Source organism: Bradyrhizobium sp. USDA 4354, from assembly GCF_054060315.1.
This window is the reverse complement of the sequence record NZ_JBSSDC010000001.1, coordinates 3,826,239-3,844,563: the sequence shown is the minus strand read 5'-3', so window position 1 is coordinate 3,844,563 and position 18,325 is coordinate 3,826,239. Positions and strand designations below refer to the sequence as shown.

Below are 18,325 nucleotides of genomic sequence, written 5' to 3'. Positions count from 1 at the left end.
TTGCACCGCTAGACTCTATCTAGCCGATCAGCCGGCTCTTCTTCCAATTGACCCTCGGCTGTGCGACAGGGCCACCAGTCAGCTCACCCGCCATGATGTATTGCTTTGCCAGGTGGTGGGTCAGGAGTCCGAGGGTCAATCGATCCAACATCATGGACTTTGGACCTTCAAGGCCCGTGATCAGACCGTCCTTGACCACCAGATTTGAGTCATTGAGAAGCTTGAGGGCAGTATCTTCGACGAAGAACTTCAAATGGGTGCGATCGAGAATTCCCGAATCCGTGTAGTCAAATCGACGTCGGAAAAGCAGCGGGAGCGTCACGCTCAAATGCGCGATGTTCGGAACGGAAACAATCACGCGACCGCCATCCATGAGAAGCCTTCTCGTGATCGCCTGGAGCGTGCGAGTTGGATCCGGGACGTGCTCAAGCACATCAAGCAACAAGATCAGGTCAAACTTGCTGCCGACTCGTGATATCAATTCGTCGATGTCTCCGATGATCGCGACATCAGCGTGCTCTCGCAGGTCAGCCTCGAGTGCTTGATTGAGCTCGACCCCAAATGTCGTGGCATCAGGGTAGATCGACTTGAGCCACACAAGCGTGAAGCCTGCGCCAGGCCCCACTTCGAGTATCCGGGAGGCGCGGCTGGGCAGCAACGACCGTATCTCGCGGCGAGAGCGGCTATAGTACTTTGTCGCAGCCGAGACCTGCGAGGCCCCTCCATGTCCCTGCATGTCATCGATTTCGATCCTCGTGGCGGCCTCCAAGCTCATTGAGCGACGCTCCTTCTGGAAACCTCCATTTGCTCCATCTCGTGCCCGCCGCGAAAGAATGGCTTCCATGCCTCATGTCTCTTGGCGGTGACAATCAGGTCGGGCGCAAGTATGGGCGACAGGAGTTGCAACATCGGACTAGTTCTTCTTGAAGCGCGTCTTTCGATCTTCTCGATCGCCAGACCGGCTTGCGCGCACCACCTTTGAATCTTTCCGATGCTCGTGTCGTGAATCCCTACAGCCTCGAAAGTCCCCCAGTGCCGAAAGACGTTGCTGGATTTCGCGCATTCCCAAGCGTAACGAAGAGAGGGTCGATTCGGCGCGCATATGATCACTTTGCCGTCCGGAGCCAAGAGACCGGCAAATTGCCTGAGCAGATGGGCCGGATCGCGGACGAATTGCAAGACATCAACGAAAAGCAACCGGTCGAAACGCTCCGCTGCAATATTCGCGCGCGCCGTCGTGACGTCGCCCAACACCACCTCGGCCCCGAGCTGGGCCAAGCCGCTGCCCACCACGGGGTCGAGGGGTACAGCGACCACGCGGTTTCCTTGCTCCAGCAGGCGGCGCTCGTTTGCAGCCGAGCAGGATCCAATCGATAATACCGCGGCGCCTTTCGGGACAGCGGACAACACTTCGTCCCTGGCCGGCTCGTAATAGTCCTTCGAATACATGCCGTGCCAAAGCCGAGTCTCGGCACTGAATAGCGGAACCGCATTGCTGCCCTCACGCGCAATCCGCATCAGGACGGATAGTTGAGCGTCCAATTGCTGGCGGTCGACGCCGAGCCGGTTGATATACTTGTTAGGCAGATGGTGGGCCGAAAAATCATCGATGTTGGAAATCGGTATCAGCTTCTTGAAACCACACTGGGTGTATGGATCAGTTGCAGCGGTGCAAGGAAGGTCGTACTTGCCTTCGTGAGGCCCGACCAAAAATCCCCCGGACGCGATCGCCCTCGCAAGCTGCTGCTGGGTGAGCACATAGCTGGCGGCATGCTCGTTGGTAAATTGGGCAAGATAGTAACTCCCCCTGATCTTTACCGACGTGCAATCCCAGTGGAAGGCGCCATGGGCCTGCGGATAATTGAGTTCGCCGTTTGACGCTTTCTCAACGAGCATCAGTCCGGCAACCTCGTCCTCATTCAGCACTGAAGTCACGTCAAGGAACGCTCTGATGTTCCTTTCAGTTATCAAGATGTCGTCTTCGGAATATATAAATAGATCGTACTGATCAACCCGCGCTGCAAATAGCTCCTTGTGCGCGAAGGGAAGCGACCAGGGATTCTTGTTGGGAAGGCCTACGATGCATTCGACGTCTGCAGCGGGCCTCTTGTCAATGTTGGATATGATGACGATGTCCACATCGAACGACATGGACCGATACTCCTGGATCACTCGATCCAGGTAGGCATTATTGGCAGTCCCATAGCTCGCGATCACGACCAAAAGTCGCAATGCCTTTCGATCGGCGATTCCCGAAGTCATCGTTCCAGCTCTGCCCGCACCGCAGCACTCACCTTCGAGGTATCCTCCGCGCTCATCTGTGCGTAGATGGGCAGCAAGATGGACCGATCCTGGGCGAGCTCGGATTGACGCAGATACTGCCTCTGCGTGATCCCCGAATACGGCTGCTCACGGTGGGCACACATGATGCCGCGGCGGGTCGCAATGCCGTTATCGAGGAGGTGTTGCATAACCATCCGTTGATCGAGGCGGTCCGGGAGGCGCACGCAATAGCTCTGCCAGTTGGATCTGGCCCACGGCGGTTCGGTTGGCAACCGCAGTCCTTCCAGATTGCCGAGCTGCTCGGCATATTTGGCGGCAACGGCCCGCCGGCGTGCCACCAGCTCTGGAAGCCGTTCGAGCTGTCTGCGCCCAATTGCGGCCTGCATATCCGTCATTCGGTAATTGTAGCCGACGACGACGTAATCCTCGAAGATCACGCTCGACGAATTGTGCCGTACCGTGTCAGGAACGCTCATCCCGTGCTGGCGCAGCAGCTTGAACTTGCGATCAAGTTCGGCATTCGCGGTGGTGAGCATCCCCCCCTCACCCGTGGTGATCACCTTTCGCGGATGGAAGGAGAAGCACGCAATGTCTCCATGCGGCTTGCCGATCGGCTCCCATTCGCCATTCATCCGGATCTGCGATCCGGCGGCACAGGCCGCGTCCTCGATCACGGCGATGCCGTGGCGGCGCGCTATGGGCAAGAGCGCTGCCATATCACACGGCATGCCCATCTGATGAACTGCAATGATCGCGCGCGTGCGTTCGGTGATGGCCTCGGCCAGCCGAGTGCAATCCAGATTATATGTCTCGGGATCGATATCGACAAAAACCGGAATGGCGCCTTGATGTCGGATGACGTTCGCGGTCGCAATGAAGGAATGGCTGACCGTGATCACCTCGTCGCCGGTGCCGATATCCAACGCCGCCAACGCGAGCTGCAGGGCGGTCGTACAATTGGATACCGCACAGGCGTGCGGTGCGCCGACAAGAGCGGCGAATTCGCGCTCGAACGCTGCGACCTGCGGGCCTTGCGATACCCAGCCCGACAGCACGACTGCGCGCGCAGCGTCAGCCTCTTCGTCCGCAAGCAGCGGCGTGGCGATCGGAATCACGAAGCCGCCGCCTGACGTTGATGGTCCGACGCGAGCTCGCGCTCGGATCGCCACCATTTTACGAGATCGGCGAGCCCCTGCTCCAACGAAACCGCGGTGCGGAAACCCAGCAAGCGCTCTGCCTTGCCCGTCGATGCCAGTCGCCGCGGCACCGGATTGACCGAGCGCTCCGGCGCGAATTCGGGAGTGAGGCCGCGGTGCCCCATCACGGACGCAAGCACCGTAGCCAGCTCTATCAGGCTGGTTTCAGTGCCGCTCCCGACGTTGAAGACTTCGTCAGTAATTTTTGCCCTGGCTGCCAGGATGTTGGCGCGCGCGACGTCGCGGACGTGGACGAAATCCATGCTCTGACGGCCGTCGCCGAAGATAACGGGGGGCAGTCCGGCTTCCAGACGCTCCATCCATCGGATCAAGACCTCGGTGTACCGTCCGTGGATGTCCATTCGGCTGCCATAGACGTTGAAATACCGGAATGCCACGTAATCGAGCCCGCACGCATCGTTGAAGGCCCGCAGAAGCCCCTCGTTAAACGCCTTGGCGGCCCCATAGAGAGTTCGGTTGTTGTACGGATTCTGCCGCTCTGTCGTCGGAAATTCCTCGGCCATGCCATACACGGAAGCCGAAGACGCCGCGATGATCTTCTCAATATCGTGCTTGATGCACAGCTCCAGCAGGTCGTACGTGGCGTCCACCATGACCTCCTTGGCGAGGCGTGGTTCTGCCGCACAATGAGTGATGCGGAGCGCAGCCTGGTGAAAGACGATGTCCGCCGACTTGACCAACGCTTCCATCATCTTGCGGTCGCGAATATCGCCGTGAACCAATCTCACCGGCCCACGCCCGAGCGCGCGACGGAGATTTTCGGGTCGGCCCCTGATCATGTTGTCCAAGGCGACGATTTCGATACACCCCTCGTCGCAGAGCAGATCAATGATGTGGGAGCCGATGAATCCTGCCCCGCCGGTGACCAGAACGCGTTTACCCTTGAGATCAATCAAGACGCTCTCCTGTTGTGCGACCATGCCATGACGCTTTGGGGATGCTCGGCCCGATTGCTGACGGCTGCGCTGGGCTGCCATGCCGCCGCGCTCCCCAGTGCGGCGACAACTTTGTTCGCCCCATCCGGCGGCATCTCCGGATAGATCGGAAGGGAGAGGAAGTCGTTCGCGAGCATCTCAGTGACGGGGAGATCACCGGCGCGATAGCCGAGTTCTGCGTAGGCTCTTTGCAGATGCACCGGAACCGGATAGTGAATCCCAGCACCAATACCGGCATCACGCAACAGCTTCAGCGCGTCATCGCGCCCGTGCAATCTGACCGCATAGACGTGATACACGTGACGGGCGTGCCGCGGCGGGTGCGGCCGTCCGAATGGGAGATCAGACAGCAGAGCATTGTAACGCTCAGCCAGCGACCGACGCGCCTCCGTCCAGCGCTCAATGTAATCAAGCTTGACGTTCAGTACCGCGCTCTGAATTTCGTCCATGCGATAATTGTATCCGGGGATGGCATGGTCGTATTTCGCCTCCTGCCCCCAATCCCGCAGCAGCGACACGCGACGCGCAAATTCAGCTCGGTCGGTGACGACCGCCCCACCTTCGCCAAATGCTCCGAGATTCTTGCCGGGGTAGAAGCTGAAGCATCCCAGATCACCAATCGAGCCTGCCCGACGTCCGCGGTATTCCGCGCCGTGCGCCTGCGCGGCGTCCTCGATGACGATCAGCCCGTGACGACGCGCGATGTCCATTATCGGATCCATATCCGCCATCAGCCCGTGGAGGTGAACCGGCAGAATTGCCTTGGTTCGCGGTGTTATCGCGGCTTCGATCAAGTGGGGATCCATCGTCCAGGTGACCGGATCAACGTCGACAAATACCGGCCTGGCCCCGCTGTAGAGAATGGCAGCGGTGGTTGCGACGAACGTCATGGATACCGTGATGACTTCGTCACCGGCTCCGATGCCGGCTGCCAGCAAGGCAAGGTGAAGCGCCGAAGTGCCGCTGTTCACCGCGCGGCAGTGGGCGGTCCTGCAATAATCCGAAAAGCGCTCCTCGAAGGCTGTGACCTCGGGTCCGAGCACAAAGTGCCCGCTGCTAACGACCCTCGCGACTGCCGCGTCGATCTCCGGCTTGATCTGGCTATATTGCGCCTTGAGGTCCAGGAGAGGTATCAAGATACAACACCTTTGAGTGGACGATAATTATATCGGCTATTTAAAAATATTCATCACATTTAATCAAGCATTAAATTGTGCTCGAATATATTAACAATAATGCCAGTGCCGAAACACCTGACAATCTCTTCAGGCGGTCAGGATCCGAGCGGGTACGCCGGCGACCGTGGCCCCAGGTGGAATGTCCTTTGTCACCACGGCACCCGCACCTACGCAGGCACCCGCACCGATCGTCACACCGCACAGAATGGTGGCGTTCGAGCCGATGGAAGCTCCCCTACCGACATGAGTGCGCTGCAGCGTCCAATCCGACGCTTGTTGAGGACGACCATCCCCGGTTGTCGCCTTGGGATATTTGTCGTTCGTGAACATCACGCCGTGACCGACGAACACTTCGTCCTCGATCGTGACGCCCTCGCAAATGAAGCTGTGCGACGATATCTTGCATCGCGCACCTATCTTTGCCCCCGCCTGGATCTCGACGAAGGTTCCGATCCTGCTCTCATCTCCAACGGCGCAACCATACAGGTTGACCAGATCCGGATGCAGGATGCGGACATCGCGCCCAAGCTGGGTGTCCTTTATCGGCATGTCAGTTCTCCGTCTCCACAGTCAAGCAAACCTTCAAAGCGCCGAGCGCGACGGGAGCAGCCTGGGCGCCATCTCCAGAAGACCCGTTGCCGTTTGACGAAGGTGCTGCAGCAGAGGATGCCCTGTCACGATCAGCCCCAGCCACCAGCAGAGCGCGGCGACCACAAATGCCAATCCGAGGCCCATAACGACATTGAGAGCTCCTGCCTCGATCGACACGGCACAGGTGGCGGCGGCCGAGGCGGTCGCGACGGTGACGACGCCGCTCTTCAGAAGGGCACGAGCAAACTCGCCGGGCCGCAGCGCCAGATGCCGACTGAGATAGTATATCGCGACTGCCGCCTGAAATGGCAGCGTCACCAATGCGCACGCCGCGACCGCCTCCACGCCAAAAAAGGACGCAAACAGCAGGGCAAGCAGCGACGGTGGCAACGAGATGAAGGACGAGACCAGCGCGTCCCGCACGCGTCCCACCGCCAGGAAGATGGGATATGTCAGACACGCAGCGAACAGCGCCAGATTTGCAAAGCAGAGAATGCGCACCAGCGGAACGACATCCAGCCAGGCTTCGCCAAGCCAGATCAAGACGATCGGTCTTGCCATGATCGCGACGAATGTAAGGAATGGCCACTGAACGGCGGAAAGCAGTTGGACCGCATCCAGATATACGCCCTTTAGATCTGCCCCGGCTGCACGCTGAGTCATGATTGCCGGCATGATGATCGGGTTCAACACCTGCGTGACGAGCCTGTCGAATACCTGGGTCAGGTTTATCGCTCGGCTATAGAGACCAACGGCCGTGAAATCGAGAATCTTCGCAAGAAAGAGCTGGGGTGCAAGGTTGTAGAAAATGTTGATGGCGCCGACGCCGCTGGAAAAGAGACCAAATTTGAGGACGTCTCGGCATTCGAACAGCGAAGGCCGCAGCACACTGAAATCCCGATACGATATCAGCAGCATGGTCGTGAGGACCACGCTTCCCGCCACACTCCCCCAGATCGGGGCCATGTAGCTGAAGTTCAATATCGCAAGAGCGATCGAAACCAGCGCGACCGTCATATTGCTTGCAAGGTTGCAGAGCGCGAGCGTCCCGAACAGCATGTCGCGGCGAAACAAAGCGACCAATGTTCCGGAGACGGGTAGAAGGAGGAGGTTCAGCGCAGAAACCTCGATTCCTCGCCTTACACTGTCCTGCCCAAAGAGTTCCGATAAGACATCGGCCGCGGCCAGCAGGCTCAGCGCGGCCGCCAGTGAGATCGCACAGCTGATGGTGAACGCCGTACGAATAGTCACGCGCGACAGATCATGCTTCTGAAGCAGGTAATTCGCCCCTCCAAATTCCTGGAAAGCGGCCGCGATCACGGCGATAAGCGCGTTGACGACCGCAAAAACCCCAAACTCGGCCGGCGTCAGCAGTCGCGAAAGCACCGCGGTCGAGAAGAAGAACAGCACAAGACCCGCATAGCGGTCGACCGCCGAGAACAAGACGGAGCGCTGCACTGAATTCATCGCGACTCCGTCGGGGGACCTCGGCTGGCGAAATGCCACGACCAAACCGCCAATTAAGCCGTAACCCGGGCCAGCTCCGGCAGCCTGCGTGGTAACTGCCTGATCTCGACTGGTTTGCCCTGTTCGGTGATCGATCGCGAGGCCGCCTCGAGCACCTCGATCACTCGCAGCCCAGACCTGCCGCTCGAGACCGGCTGTCGCCCGGTGCGCACGCAATCAACGAAATGCTCGACTTCTGCTTGTAACGCCTCCTTCGGCGAGATATGCGGTGCCCACATGTCGCCGGCGCGATACCCGATCCGAAATTGATGCGCACTCTCGGGGGGCCTGTCGAGCGTAATTCCCTTGTCGTAGACCTTCACCTTTTCGGTCGGTTCGAGATCGTCATAGACGATCATCTTCTTGCTGCCGCCAATGAACGTCTGCCGTACCTTGACAGGCGAGAGCCAGTTGACGCTGACGTGGGCCACGCATGCGTTGCCAAAGAACAATGTGATGTGAGCCATGTTTTCCGGCGAACCGGCAACATGGCACGACCCCGTCGCCGAGACCGCGATCGGCTCCTCATCGAGAATGTGATCGATGATGGAGATGTCGTGCACGGCCAGGTCCCAGATCACATTTACGTCCTTTTGAAACAGCCCGAGGCTCGAGCGCATGCTATCGTAATAGTAGATGTCTCCGAGCTCCCTCTTCAGCAGAAGCTCACGAATCTTCTGAACCGCCGGCGTGTAGATAAAGGTGTGATCGACCATCAGCGTCAATCCGCGCCGGTCCGCCTCGTCGATCAGGCGGGATACCAGCTCCGCGCTCGGCGCCAGGGGTTTCTCGACCAACACGTGCTTGCCAGCTCTCAACGCGGCAATTGCCAGCTCGTAGTGTGTGTGCACCGGCGTAGCGATGGCGATTGCATCGATCGAGGAGTCCTTTAGCAGATCGTCGTATCGAGCGGTGGTCGCTACCCCCGGGTACAGTTGCCTCATGGCGGCCAGCCTGCCTGGATCGAGGTCGCTGACGCTGACGACGCGGACGGCGGGATTGCTCGAAAAATTGCGGACGAGATTGGGACCCCAATAGCCGTATCCCACAACCCCGATTCCCAGCTGGCTATCTCGCATACTGACCTCGATCCATTCGGAATACGATTCTGCACGTTAGGTTCGCGCAGGCATATCCTGCCATATGCCTCGCGTATCGATGACGTCGAGGTGCCGCCGCTCCGCCAGGGGCACCATCTTGAATTCATCATGGTCGACGAGGAGAATCGCAATTTCGCAACTGCGCAGAGCTTCCTCGATGTTCACGAATGCGACACGATAGTCGGCCAGCTGGGGAGGCAGACGGCGCAGATTCGGTTCAACGACCTTGATCCGCTCGCCGTATTTCGCCGCGAGATGCGTGGCTATCTCCATCGCCGGGCTTTCACGCAAGTCGTCGACATTGGCCTTGAACGTCAGTCCACAACAGGCAACGTTCGCGTAAGGATGGTCGTCAATCAGCGCCTCTGTGCGCTCTATGATTTTCCGCGTCTTGGCGTTGTTCACGTCTCGGCTTGTTCGCATCACGCGCGCCAGGTCCGGCGCGGAGTCGATGATGAACCAGGGGTCGACCGCAATGCAGTGCCCGCCCACCCCCGGTCCCGGCCGCAGCACGTTTACGCGAGGGTGGCGGTTGGCGATATCGATCACTTCCCAGACGTTGATGTCGAACCGGTCGCAAATCATCGAGAGTTCGTTGGCGAATGCGATGTTGGTATCGCGGAAGGCGTTCTCCGTCAGCTTGACCAACTCGGCCGCTCGTGCCGTAGTACCGACGCAAGCTCCGCGAACGAACATCTTGTAGAAGCGTTGAGCACGCCGCGTGCAGGTTGGCGTAATCCCGCCGATGCACCTGTCATTGTTGATGAGCTCGGTCAAGATCCGACCTGGCAATACGCGTTCGGGACAATATGCGACGTAGATCGCTCCGTCCTCCTTGCCGTTGACGCCTATGTGCAACTCCGGCCTGCGTTCAATGATCCGATTTGCGATGGCTTCAGTCGTTCCAATCGGCGATGTCGATTCAAGGATGACAAGATTGCCGGGCGCAAGAAGGTCCACGATGCTGTCGACCGCGGCATTCACACTTGACAAGTCTGGATGGTTCTCGCGATCGATCGGGGTCGGCACCGCGATGATGAACACGTCCGCCGGCTGCGGCTTCCTGGACGTCGTGAGCGCACCACTCGACACGACTTTGGAAACGAGACCATCCAGATCCGGCTCGGCGATGTGAATTTTGCCAGACGCAACGGTGTCAACGATGCGTTCGTTGGTATCGATGCCGACGACCTGCAGCCCTCGGCTCGCAATTAGCGCCGCGGTCGGCAGCCCGATATAACCGAGTCCAATGACATTGATCTTTTGGAATTCAGGCATCGAGAAGAACCTTCACGATCCGCTCGCTCGCGTGCCCGTCACCAAACGGGTTGTGCGAACGTGCCATGGCAGCATAGGTCTCGTCATCGTCGAGCAGACGAAACGTCTCCGCAACGATCCTGTCGTAGTTTGCACCGACCAGGCGCGCCGTGCCCGCCTCTACTCCCTCGGGACGCTCGGTGGTGTCGCGCATCACCAGGACGGGCTTCCCGAAAGTCGGGGCCTCCTCCTGTACTCCGCCTGAATCTGTCAGGACCAAGTAGGACAACGAGAGCAAGCTCACGAAATCCGTGTATTCCTGAGGGGAGATGAGGACGACTCGTGGGTGGTCCGACAGCCGCGACGCAAACAGGTCACGAACATTCGGATTCGGATGAACGGGGAGCACCACAGCAACGTCCTCACGTCGCAGGATAGTCTCCAACGCGTTCACGATATTGGCGACGCCGCCGCCGAAGTTTTCCCGGCGATGACAAGTCACCAGGATGATGCGCCGATTGCCGTGACGCTGCTTGATGCCATCCCATCGGCACGAGAGTCCTGGGTCGGATTCGACCATGGCTTTCGCGAGGATGAGAGCATCCACCACCGTGTTTCCAGTAACGTGAATGCGGTCATCCGAGACGTTTTCGGAACGCAGCGCTTGCGCAGCACGTTCCGTGGGGGCGAAATGTTGATCGGCGATCGAGCCGACGATCTTGCGGTTCACCTCCTCGGGCCACGGGGCGTAGATGTCGCCGCTGCGCAGTCCAGCCTCGATGTGCGAGACCGGTATACGGTGATAGTAGGACGCCAGCGCACCCGTCATGGCGGTCGCCGTGTCGCCTTGGACAAGGACCCTGGTGGGCTTCAGCTTGTCGAGGAGTTCGCCGACTTGTCCGAGCAACCGGGCGCTCAGGTGATCCAAGGTCTGATTGGTCGTCATCACGTTCAGATCGAAATCCGGAACCACCTTGGCCAGCTTGAGGACTTGATCAAGCAAGTGCCGGTGCTGCGCCGTCGCACAGATTGTTAGGGAGACGTCCTTGCTCTTCTCCGCCTTGAGCCGGTTGATGACCGGAAAGAGCTTGATTGCTTCCGGCCGGGTTCCCAGAAGGACCAGAAAATGCTTCCGCACGCCTCACCCTCCGATCCGGCTCGGACCGGGCGGAACGGCACCGGGCGGAGCAAGCGGATGCCGAAACGCCTGCCTGATGAGAGCTTGCGCCAGGACGGCCGCAAACAGCGTGTTGGTCGTGGCGTATCGCCACCACATCCGCCCGGGCTCCTGATAGATGCGATAGAGCCATTCGAGGCCGAGTTTCTGAATCCGGACCGGCGCACGCCGAACGGCGCCTGCCAGAATGTCGAATGAACCGCCCACGCCCATGATGAAAGGCACGCCAAGATCATCGCGGTGGGCGGCGAGAAAGCGCTCTTTTCGGGGTGTGGGCATGCCGATGAAGAGACAATCGGCCGCGCTGGATCGGATGTCGCGTACGACGTCACTCTCCTGCTCGCGTTTGAAGTAGCCATCGTGCCAGCCTGCGAAGACAAGCGAAGGATGCCTCTCGCGCGCGGCTTGCATCGCCTGGTTCAGTACGGCGGGAGTGGCGCCCAGGAAATAAGGCTTGAAGCCTTCCTGTGCACACACCGCGAGCAACTCGGCGAGAAGATCCACACCCGGGACCCGAGACGTCGCCGGAAGCCCCAGCGCTCGAGCGCCCCAAACAATGCCCATGCCGTCGAGGCCGACAACATCGCTGCTGGCGACATCGGCCGCCAGCACGGGATCGGATCTCATATTGATGAACTTGGCGACGTTCAGCGCCACGTGTTGCAGCCGGCGGCGGCTGCGCATGGCGCGGCGCGCGAGATCGACGGTCTCCGCCATCGTCAGCAGGTCGACGGGGCATCCCAGAAATGAGGCGCGCATTGGAACCTATCTCCTAGAAAATCCGAGCCGATTTAAGTTTGCATTTAACATTATTATGGAGATAATACGCGCCCGCCATTTAATTGCAAGGTTTAAATACGTCGATATGCATCGCAAATAGCGGGGCCGTCGCGCACGAGGCCAGACAAACGTCCGACCTAAATTAAATGGAGAAATTAATTGATGATTTCGGTCATCATTCCCCACCTCAACCAGGCTGATGCGCTGGAAGCCTGTTTGCGCAGCCTGGACGCACAGACCCTGACTCGGGAGGCTTTCGAGATCATCGTGGTAGACAACGGCTCGGCAGCGCCCCCGCTGGACGTCGTTGCCCGTCATCCCGGCGTACGGCTGCAGCACGAACCGCGTCCGGGACCTGGCCCGGCGCGAAATACAGGCGTTGCTGCCGCCAGAGGCGAGATCCTCGCCTTCATCGACGCCGATTGTAGAGCCCATCCGGATTGGCTAAGCGCCGTGATGAAATGGTCCTACTCGTCGCCAGTTGGCACAATTCTCGGGGGCGACGTTCGCATTTGGCGACCGGACAATGTGGAGCTAGACGCCATTGCTGCTTACGAGAGCATCTTCGCTTACCGGTTCAAGCTCTATATCGAGCGTCACGGCTATTCCGGCACTGGCAATATGGCAGTGTTTCGCCGCGACTTCGATCGCGTCGGCCCTTTTGCCGGCATCGACGTAGCCGAAGACATGGAGTGGGGGCAGCGTGCGCTGCGCGCTGGACTTCGATTCCGGTACACGCCTGAAATGATCGTCTTCCATCCGGCTCGCGGCTCTCTCCAGGAGCTCTACACCAAATGGGATCGACACATCGCGCACTATCGCAACATGGCGGAAGGTAAGCCTATTTGGCAATTGCGCTGGATCGCGCAAGCGTTGCTCGTCTTCGCATCACTCGCGCCAAGCGCCGTGACTGTGCTGACCAGCGACCGCCTGCATGGTAGCGGCGTCCGGCTCAAGGCTATTGCCGTATTGTGTGCTGTCCGGACGCACCGCGCCGTGACGATGCTCTCGCACCTACGAGGCCAGCGAGCGGTCGCCTGGAATCGCTAGAGCATGATCCGGAAAAGTGTGCAGCGGTTTTCCGTAAAGATCATGCCCAAACAATAACCTAAAGCGCGATGACGATTCATCCTGATCTCATCGCGCTTTAGCGGAACGGCGATTCTGTCAGGCGCCGCCAAAAGCAACATTGTGGGTCAGCTCCGGCAAATCAGTACGCCGGCCGAATGACCACAGGATCCAGCCCAGTTCGTAGCTGCGGCACTCGAGCCGCACCTCCACATCGGCACCGTCGATCAGCCGCGCATCGTTTCCGAGCCAGGCGCTCCTGAGCGCGCGCAACACCCTCGGCGCCTTCGTTGTCAGTTCACCCTTGCGAACCTGCGAGCGGAGAGTCAGGTTCAGTTCAGGAACGAGCATGGCCCGGCCGAGTTGATTGTGCCCAAAGACCCAGTTGAATCCCTTGACCAGGGCGTCCTGCGCTTGCCTCTGTCCAAAGCGCTCGGCCCATTCCAGCAGCGCCGGGGCCATTCCATACTGATGGACCGAGTAGACTTCGTAAAAGTCCACGACGCGGCCGCTCAGCGCGTCGAAGAACCAAGGCCATTCGCCTTGCGGGCCTTGAAGCGCTATCAGATTGCGCACGCAAGTATCGGCGATGACAAGCGCGGACGCGTCGCCAGCGAATTCGCCGTATTGATAGCAGGCTATCGAGAGGTAGGTCTGAGTCGCAAAAGACGAGAAACGGCGACGAAGGCCAAACGGTGCATCGAAGAACAATCCCGATTGGCTGTGAAAGCGTTCCTTCAGGAAGCGATAAAGCGGCCTGGCGTGGCGCCACCACTCGTTCTCGCCTGCCCTCGCCTGGGCCACGACTCCCGTGAGCAGCATACCAAGATCCTGCGCACGGAAGCTCTTCCAGCGACCCTCATCGGCAAGAATGGCCCTCAACTCGCATTTGACCGGGTCGGGCATTTCCAGCCCGAGTTCGGCGGCACTCCATAGTGCCATGCCGAAGGCATACTTGCGTACGGGAAGCTTCGTGAGCTGCAGAACGTTGCGACGGAATATCTCGGGGATATCAATGCCATTTGGAATCTCGGCAACGCGCGACATTCCGAGAAGGACGTTGAGGGTATAAAATACGTCGCTGCTTGGTACCGACTCGTTTGGCGAAGAACGGCCATCGAGATGGTAAATATGCGACCACCGACGGTGCTCAGGTAGCCAACAACGTTCCAGTCCATTGAGCGCGTAGTCCACCAATGGTGCATTTTGCGAGAGCTTACTCGCTGCCGTGGGCACCACGAGCCTCACCCCAAAATTCGGACTAATCATCATGGTCAACCGCCATTCCAAGCCGGGTTAGTATTCTCGAATGCTCTCATCCAATCCGCGTAGCAACGGATAGAGGAAGTAGGAAATCACGGTGCGCTTGCCGACTTTCAGTTCGGCCGTAACCGCCATGCCTGGAATCAGTTGAATGCGCTCAGGCGGCAGCCGAAGGTGCGTGTCCGACAAATCGACCAGTACGCGGTAATAAGGAGCTGGCGCGCGGCGCGCACCTTCGGCCTTCGGATCCGGCGAGAACGTGTCCTGACTGATGACGCGCACTTCTCCGGTAGCAGTTCCATACTTCTGGAAGGGAAACGCTTCGAACTTGATGCGGACCGCTTGTCCAAGCGCCACCTGACCGATATCGCGCCCTTCGACATTGACCTCCGCCTGCAGAGGCACATCGCGCGGGACCAGGACGAACAGCGTCTCCGCTTCGCGAACTACCGAGCCGACCGTGCGGTTTGCGATCTCCAGCACCACGGCATCTGCCGGCGCCTGCAGGACGATCAACTGTCTGCGAAGCTCGGCCTTCTTCAATTCCTCTGCTGCGCTATTGCGCTTCGGCACCGTCTCCACCAGTTCCTGATAGGTGGTGCGTCGGAACTCCTCGGCGAAGACCTTCTGGTCAGCACGGGCCTTGTCCAGCCGATGGGTGCTATCGGCGATACTGCCGCGAACGCGAGCCAGATTGCTCTCAACCTCGAGCCGTGCATCGCGTGACAGCAGGAAGTTCAACCTCGAGCCGACCTCCTTGTCCATCAGCGCGGTGCGCATGGCTTCTATCGAGCGCATCGTGTCGAGCCGCTGAAGGAGAACCGCCTCTTCATCCTGCGCTGTCTTGAGATTGGCTCGGGCGGAAGCGATCATTGCGTCGTAGTTCTGAATCTGCGCCTGATACGCGGCCCTCCTCTGCAGAAACACCTTGCTCTGGAGGACCTGGTCCGCGTTCGTGAGCTCCTTGATCACATACTCCGTCCCATTCAGTTCGGCGCCCAGACGATCGATCGACGCATCGAATCCAGCCACTCTGCCGCGTAGTTGATCGAAATCCGCCTGCGAGAAGGTCGGATCGAGGGTCGCCAGAACGTCGCCGCGGTTGACGCGATCACCGGCCTTGACGTGGATCTCGCGGATGACCGACGTTTCCAAAGGCTGCACGACCAAGTTTGGTCGTGTCGTGGTCAGTTTCCCCTGCGCCGTGACGATCATCTCCACCTGCGAAACCGATGCCCAGGTCACCGCGAAGACGATCAGTGCAAGTACGCCGTAGAGAGTGAGACGCGCGAGCCGCGGCGGCGCTTGCTGCTCCACCTCGGCTGCATCGGACTGGAACTCCGCAATCAATCGCGCTGGCCTCGGCGCCGGCCTGAACTTTCGTCGCCGCTCGACCGTCCTGGCCACGACCAGACCGTCCGGCTTCGCATCTGCGCGTGATTGCCTTGGCTGCTTCATGCAATCTGCTTCATCTGTTGGTTCCACAAATGCCTGTAGATGGTGCATTTCGACAGGAGGTGATCGTGGCGATCCACGTCAACGATCCGGCCACGGTCCATGACGAGGATCTGGCTTGCGTCGGTCAGCATCGACAGCCGATGCGAGACGATGATGACGGTACGCCCTGCTGCCAACCGGCGGAGATTGCGCCTGATGATCATCTCGCTTTCGGAATCGAGAGCGCTCGTCGCTTCGTCGAAAATCAGGATCCGTGGGTTGACGATCAGAGCCCGCGCAATCGCGAGCCGCTGCTTCTGTCCACCGGATAGGTTCGCAGCGTCTTCCTCGAGCATGGTATCGAAGCCACGTGGCAACCGCTCGATGAACTCGTCGGCGCCTGCAAGCTGCGCCGCAGCGACGACCTCGGCAAAGGTCGCGTCACGTTTCACGCAGGCGATGTTGTCGCGAACCGTCCCGCGAAACAGGAAATTATCCTGCAAGACGATTCCGAGGTTTCGGCGCAGGTGTGCCAGGTCGAGCTCTCTTGAATCGTAGCCGTCGATACGCAGCAGCCCCTGCTGCACCGGATACATCCCCGAAATCAGCCTTGTGAGCGTGGTCTTGCCGGAGCCGCTTCGGCCCACGATCCCGAAGATCGAACCCGGCTCGATGGTGAAGGAGACGTCATCGAGCGCCGGCGCGCCCTCAGTTCCATAGCGAAACGAAACGCTCTCGAACTCGATCTTGCCGGCGAGGTCGGGCCGCAGCCCATCTCTCCTGCCATCACGCTCAGGCTTCTGGTTCATCACTTCGCCGAGCATTTTCACGGCAAGCGCAACTTCCTGGTATTCGTGGACCATGGTCACGAGCTGGACCAGCGGCCCGGAGACTCTCCCGGCCAACATGTTGAAGGCGACCAGCGCGCCGATCGTCATCTCTCCAGCGAAGACGTCGAGTGCTCCGATGGCGATGATCCCCAGTGTCATGATCTTCTCGAGGAATCCGGTGAGCGCCTGGGCGCCCGCGGAGATCTTCTCGACACCGAACCGCATGGTCACCGATTGCGCACAACGGCTATCCCAGATGCGCCCCTGCAGGGGCTCCATCCCCAGCGACTTCACGGTGCGCATGCCGTGAACTGTTTCGACGAGGAGAGCCTGCCGCGCACCTTCCGCCTGGTACAGATCGTAGAGACGTCGCCGGAAAGGACCCATGAGCAGGCCGACAACAGCGCCGCTCGCGGCAGTGAAGGCGAGAACGATGAGTGTCAATTTGACGCTGTAAAGCGCAAGTACCGGCAGGAAGACGAACAACGAAAGCGTATCGAGGGTCGTCAAGAACAGCCGCCCGGTCAGAAACTCGCGGATCCGGGCCGCTTGTTGCATGTGCTTGACCAGGACGCCCGCGGCCATATGCTCGAAAAATGTGACCGGCAGTCCGAGGAGATGACCGAACGTCTTTGTAGCAACTCGGATGTCGACCTTGTTGGTCGCATAGAGCAGCAGGTAGCGCCGCAGAAAGCCGAATATCGCATCAAAGACGAGCGCTACGGCCGCACCTGCCGCGAGTACGTAGAGCGTGGTGAAGCTCTCGTGGACCAGAACCTTGTCGATGACGAGCTGGAAGAAGATCGGGACGACGAGGCCCAACGCATAGAGCAGGATGGCGGCGATCGCGACGTCCCGGAACAGTCGCCACTGACGAAGCAGCTCCGGCACGAACCAGCGGAGGCCGAAACTCCTTCGTCCATCCTGTGTCAACTGCTCACGCTTGATCAGGATCGTTTCTCCGGCCCACTGGGCACAGAATCGGTCCCGGTCGACAACCAGGACCTCGTGCTTGCGGTCGGCAAGCGGGTCGAACACGCTGACGACCTCGATACCCTCGGCCCCCAGCCCGGCACCAAGGACGACGATCCAGTTGCCATTGGCGAGCCGAGCCAACGCCGGATACGCTTCTCCGAGACGGATCAGCGCGCCCCAATCCAGTCTCGTGCTTCTCGCGCGCAGGCCCGCGTCCTTCGCCATGCGCAATAGGAGATTCAACTCGAGCGGGCCAGCCACGGCGTAGGCGCTCTTCAAGCGCTCGACCGGGAGATCGATGCCATGGTGACCGGAGATCTTGGACAGGCATTCCAATGCCGTCTGCGTTGCCAAGCCGGACGCGTCCGCGACCTGGTCCTTCGCGCCGCCAGCGGCGTCGAGTTCAGCGGAAATTCGAAGAGACATTCAAGGACCGTGTGTTGGGCGCAAGCGCATCACGTGTCCCCGACGCGCCGTTGTGCGACTGGGCTGGCTGATTCCGCCGGACCACGCCCGCATCAACCAGGCCTTGAAGCGCCTTCTGCATCACATCCACCGAATTGGCGAAGGATTCGACCGAAAAGATCAGCCGCTGCGAAAACACGCGTTTCGGGGCATTGTTGGCGTCACGCTCTGTCGGTGAAAGACTGACCAGGTCGACGCGGACGATGGTTCCGCTGACAGTAATTTCCTCGATGCCATCGGTATAGAGTTCGGCGTGCATGCTA

16 protein-coding genes are annotated in these 18,325 nt (G+C 59.6%); 1 reads left to right on the top strand and 15 read right to left on the bottom strand.

The genetic code is table 11. From position 1 onward, the window contains the following. Positions 1-19: 19 nt before the first annotated feature. The 11 genes from ACVIIV_RS17550 to ACVIIV_RS17500 form a co-directional block, all read right to left on the bottom strand. On the bottom strand, positions 20-775 hold the full coding sequence (locus ACVIIV_RS17550; RefSeq protein WP_456745267.1) for a class I SAM-dependent methyltransferase: 756 nt from the start codon (positions 773-775) through the stop codon (positions 20-22). Further along, positions 772-2,262 carry a class I SAM-dependent methyltransferase gene (locus ACVIIV_RS17545; RefSeq protein WP_456745266.1) on the bottom strand — a complete coding sequence of 497 codons (1,491 nt, stop codon included), beginning with the start codon at positions 2,260-2,262 and terminating at the stop codon, positions 772-774. The genes ACVIIV_RS17550 and ACVIIV_RS17545 overlap by 4 nt, the downstream gene beginning before the upstream one ends. Then, on the bottom strand, positions 2,259-3,455 hold the full coding sequence (locus ACVIIV_RS17540; protein WP_456745265.1) for a DegT/DnrJ/EryC1/StrS family aminotransferase: 1,197 nt from the start codon (positions 3,453-3,455) through the stop codon (positions 2,259-2,261). The genes ACVIIV_RS17545 and ACVIIV_RS17540 overlap by 4 nt, the downstream gene beginning before the upstream one ends. Continuing rightward, the gene (locus ACVIIV_RS17535) at positions 3,395-4,420 is read right to left on the bottom strand and encodes an NAD-dependent epimerase/dehydratase family protein (RefSeq protein ID WP_456745264.1); all 1,026 of its coding nucleotides are present in this window, start codon (positions 4,418-4,420) and stop codon (positions 3,395-3,397) included. Before ACVIIV_RS17535 ends, ACVIIV_RS17540 begins: the two co-directional genes overlap by 61 nt. Beyond that, positions 4,393-5,571 carry a DegT/DnrJ/EryC1/StrS family aminotransferase gene (locus ACVIIV_RS17530; protein WP_456745263.1) on the bottom strand — a complete coding sequence of 393 codons (1,179 nt, stop codon included), beginning with the start codon at positions 5,569-5,571 and terminating at the stop codon, positions 4,393-4,395. The genes ACVIIV_RS17535 and ACVIIV_RS17530 overlap by 28 nt, the downstream gene beginning before the upstream one ends. 129 nt (positions 5,572-5,700) lie before the next feature. After that, the gene (locus ACVIIV_RS17525) at positions 5,701-6,162 is read right to left on the bottom strand and encodes an acyltransferase (RefSeq protein WP_456745262.1); all 462 of its coding nucleotides are present in this window, start codon (positions 6,160-6,162) and stop codon (positions 5,701-5,703) included. A gap of 33 nt (positions 6,163-6,195) precedes the next feature. Beyond that, complete coding sequence (locus tag ACVIIV_RS17520) at positions 6,196-7,671, bottom strand: oligosaccharide flippase family protein (protein WP_456745261.1); 1,476 nt, start codon at positions 7,669-7,671, stop codon at positions 6,196-6,198. Positions 7,672-7,724: 53 nt separating this feature from the next. Then, positions 7,725-8,789, bottom strand: coding sequence for a Gfo/Idh/MocA family protein (locus ACVIIV_RS17515; RefSeq protein WP_456745260.1), 1,065 nt, complete (start codon positions 8,787-8,789; stop codon positions 7,725-7,727). A gap of 36 nt (positions 8,790-8,825) precedes the next feature. Beyond that, positions 8,826-10,088, bottom strand: a complete 1,263-nt coding sequence (gene wecC / locus ACVIIV_RS17510) for a UDP-N-acetyl-D-mannosamine dehydrogenase (protein WP_456745259.1) — start codon at positions 10,086-10,088, stop codon at positions 8,826-8,828. Next, a complete protein-coding gene (gene wecB, locus ACVIIV_RS17505; RefSeq protein WP_456745258.1) occupies positions 10,081-11,205 on the bottom strand; it encodes a non-hydrolyzing UDP-N-acetylglucosamine 2-epimerase in 1,125 nt (374 codons plus the stop codon). The genes wecC and wecB overlap by 8 nt, the downstream gene beginning before the upstream one ends. Before the next feature lie 3 nt (positions 11,206-11,208). Then, entirely contained in the window at positions 11,209-11,961 is a 753-nt protein-coding gene (locus ACVIIV_RS17500) for a WecB/TagA/CpsF family glycosyltransferase (protein WP_456745257.1), read from the bottom strand. Between the two features lie 225 nt (positions 11,962-12,186). On the opposite strand from ACVIIV_RS17500, the gene ACVIIV_RS17495 reads away from it, so the two are divergent. After that, the gene (locus tag ACVIIV_RS17495; protein ID WP_456745256.1) at positions 12,187-13,074 is read left to right on the top strand and encodes a glycosyltransferase; all 888 of its coding nucleotides are present in this window, start codon (positions 12,187-12,189) and stop codon (positions 13,072-13,074) included. 117 nt (positions 13,075-13,191) lie between these two features. Here ACVIIV_RS17495 and ACVIIV_RS17490 read toward each other — a convergent pair whose 3' ends face one another. Genes ACVIIV_RS17490 through ACVIIV_RS17475 form a run of 4 tightly spaced genes read right to left on the bottom strand, consistent with a single transcriptional unit; the run spans position 13,192 to position 18,321 of the window. Continuing rightward, positions 13,192-14,364: a hypothetical protein gene (locus tag ACVIIV_RS17490; RefSeq protein ID WP_456748762.1), complete on the bottom strand. Its 1,173-nt coding sequence runs from the start codon at positions 14,362-14,364 to the stop codon at positions 13,192-13,194. A 24-nt stretch (positions 14,365-14,388) separates the two neighbouring features. Further along, positions 14,389-15,813 (bottom strand): HlyD family type I secretion periplasmic adaptor subunit, encoded by a 1,425-nt coding sequence (locus ACVIIV_RS17485; RefSeq protein WP_456745255.1) that lies wholly within the window; start codon positions 15,811-15,813, stop codon positions 14,389-14,391. Beyond that, positions 15,810-18,023 carry a peptidase domain-containing ABC transporter gene (locus ACVIIV_RS17480; RefSeq protein WP_456745254.1) on the bottom strand — a complete coding sequence of 738 codons (2,214 nt, stop codon included), beginning with the start codon at positions 18,021-18,023 and terminating at the stop codon, positions 15,810-15,812. Before ACVIIV_RS17480 ends, ACVIIV_RS17485 begins: the two co-directional genes overlap by 4 nt. Further along, positions 18,001-18,321, bottom strand: coding sequence for a hypothetical protein (locus tag ACVIIV_RS17475; RefSeq protein ID WP_456745253.1), 321 nt, complete (start codon positions 18,319-18,321; stop codon positions 18,001-18,003). Before ACVIIV_RS17475 ends, ACVIIV_RS17480 begins: the two co-directional genes overlap by 23 nt. Positions 18,322-18,325: the final 4 nt, after the last annotated feature.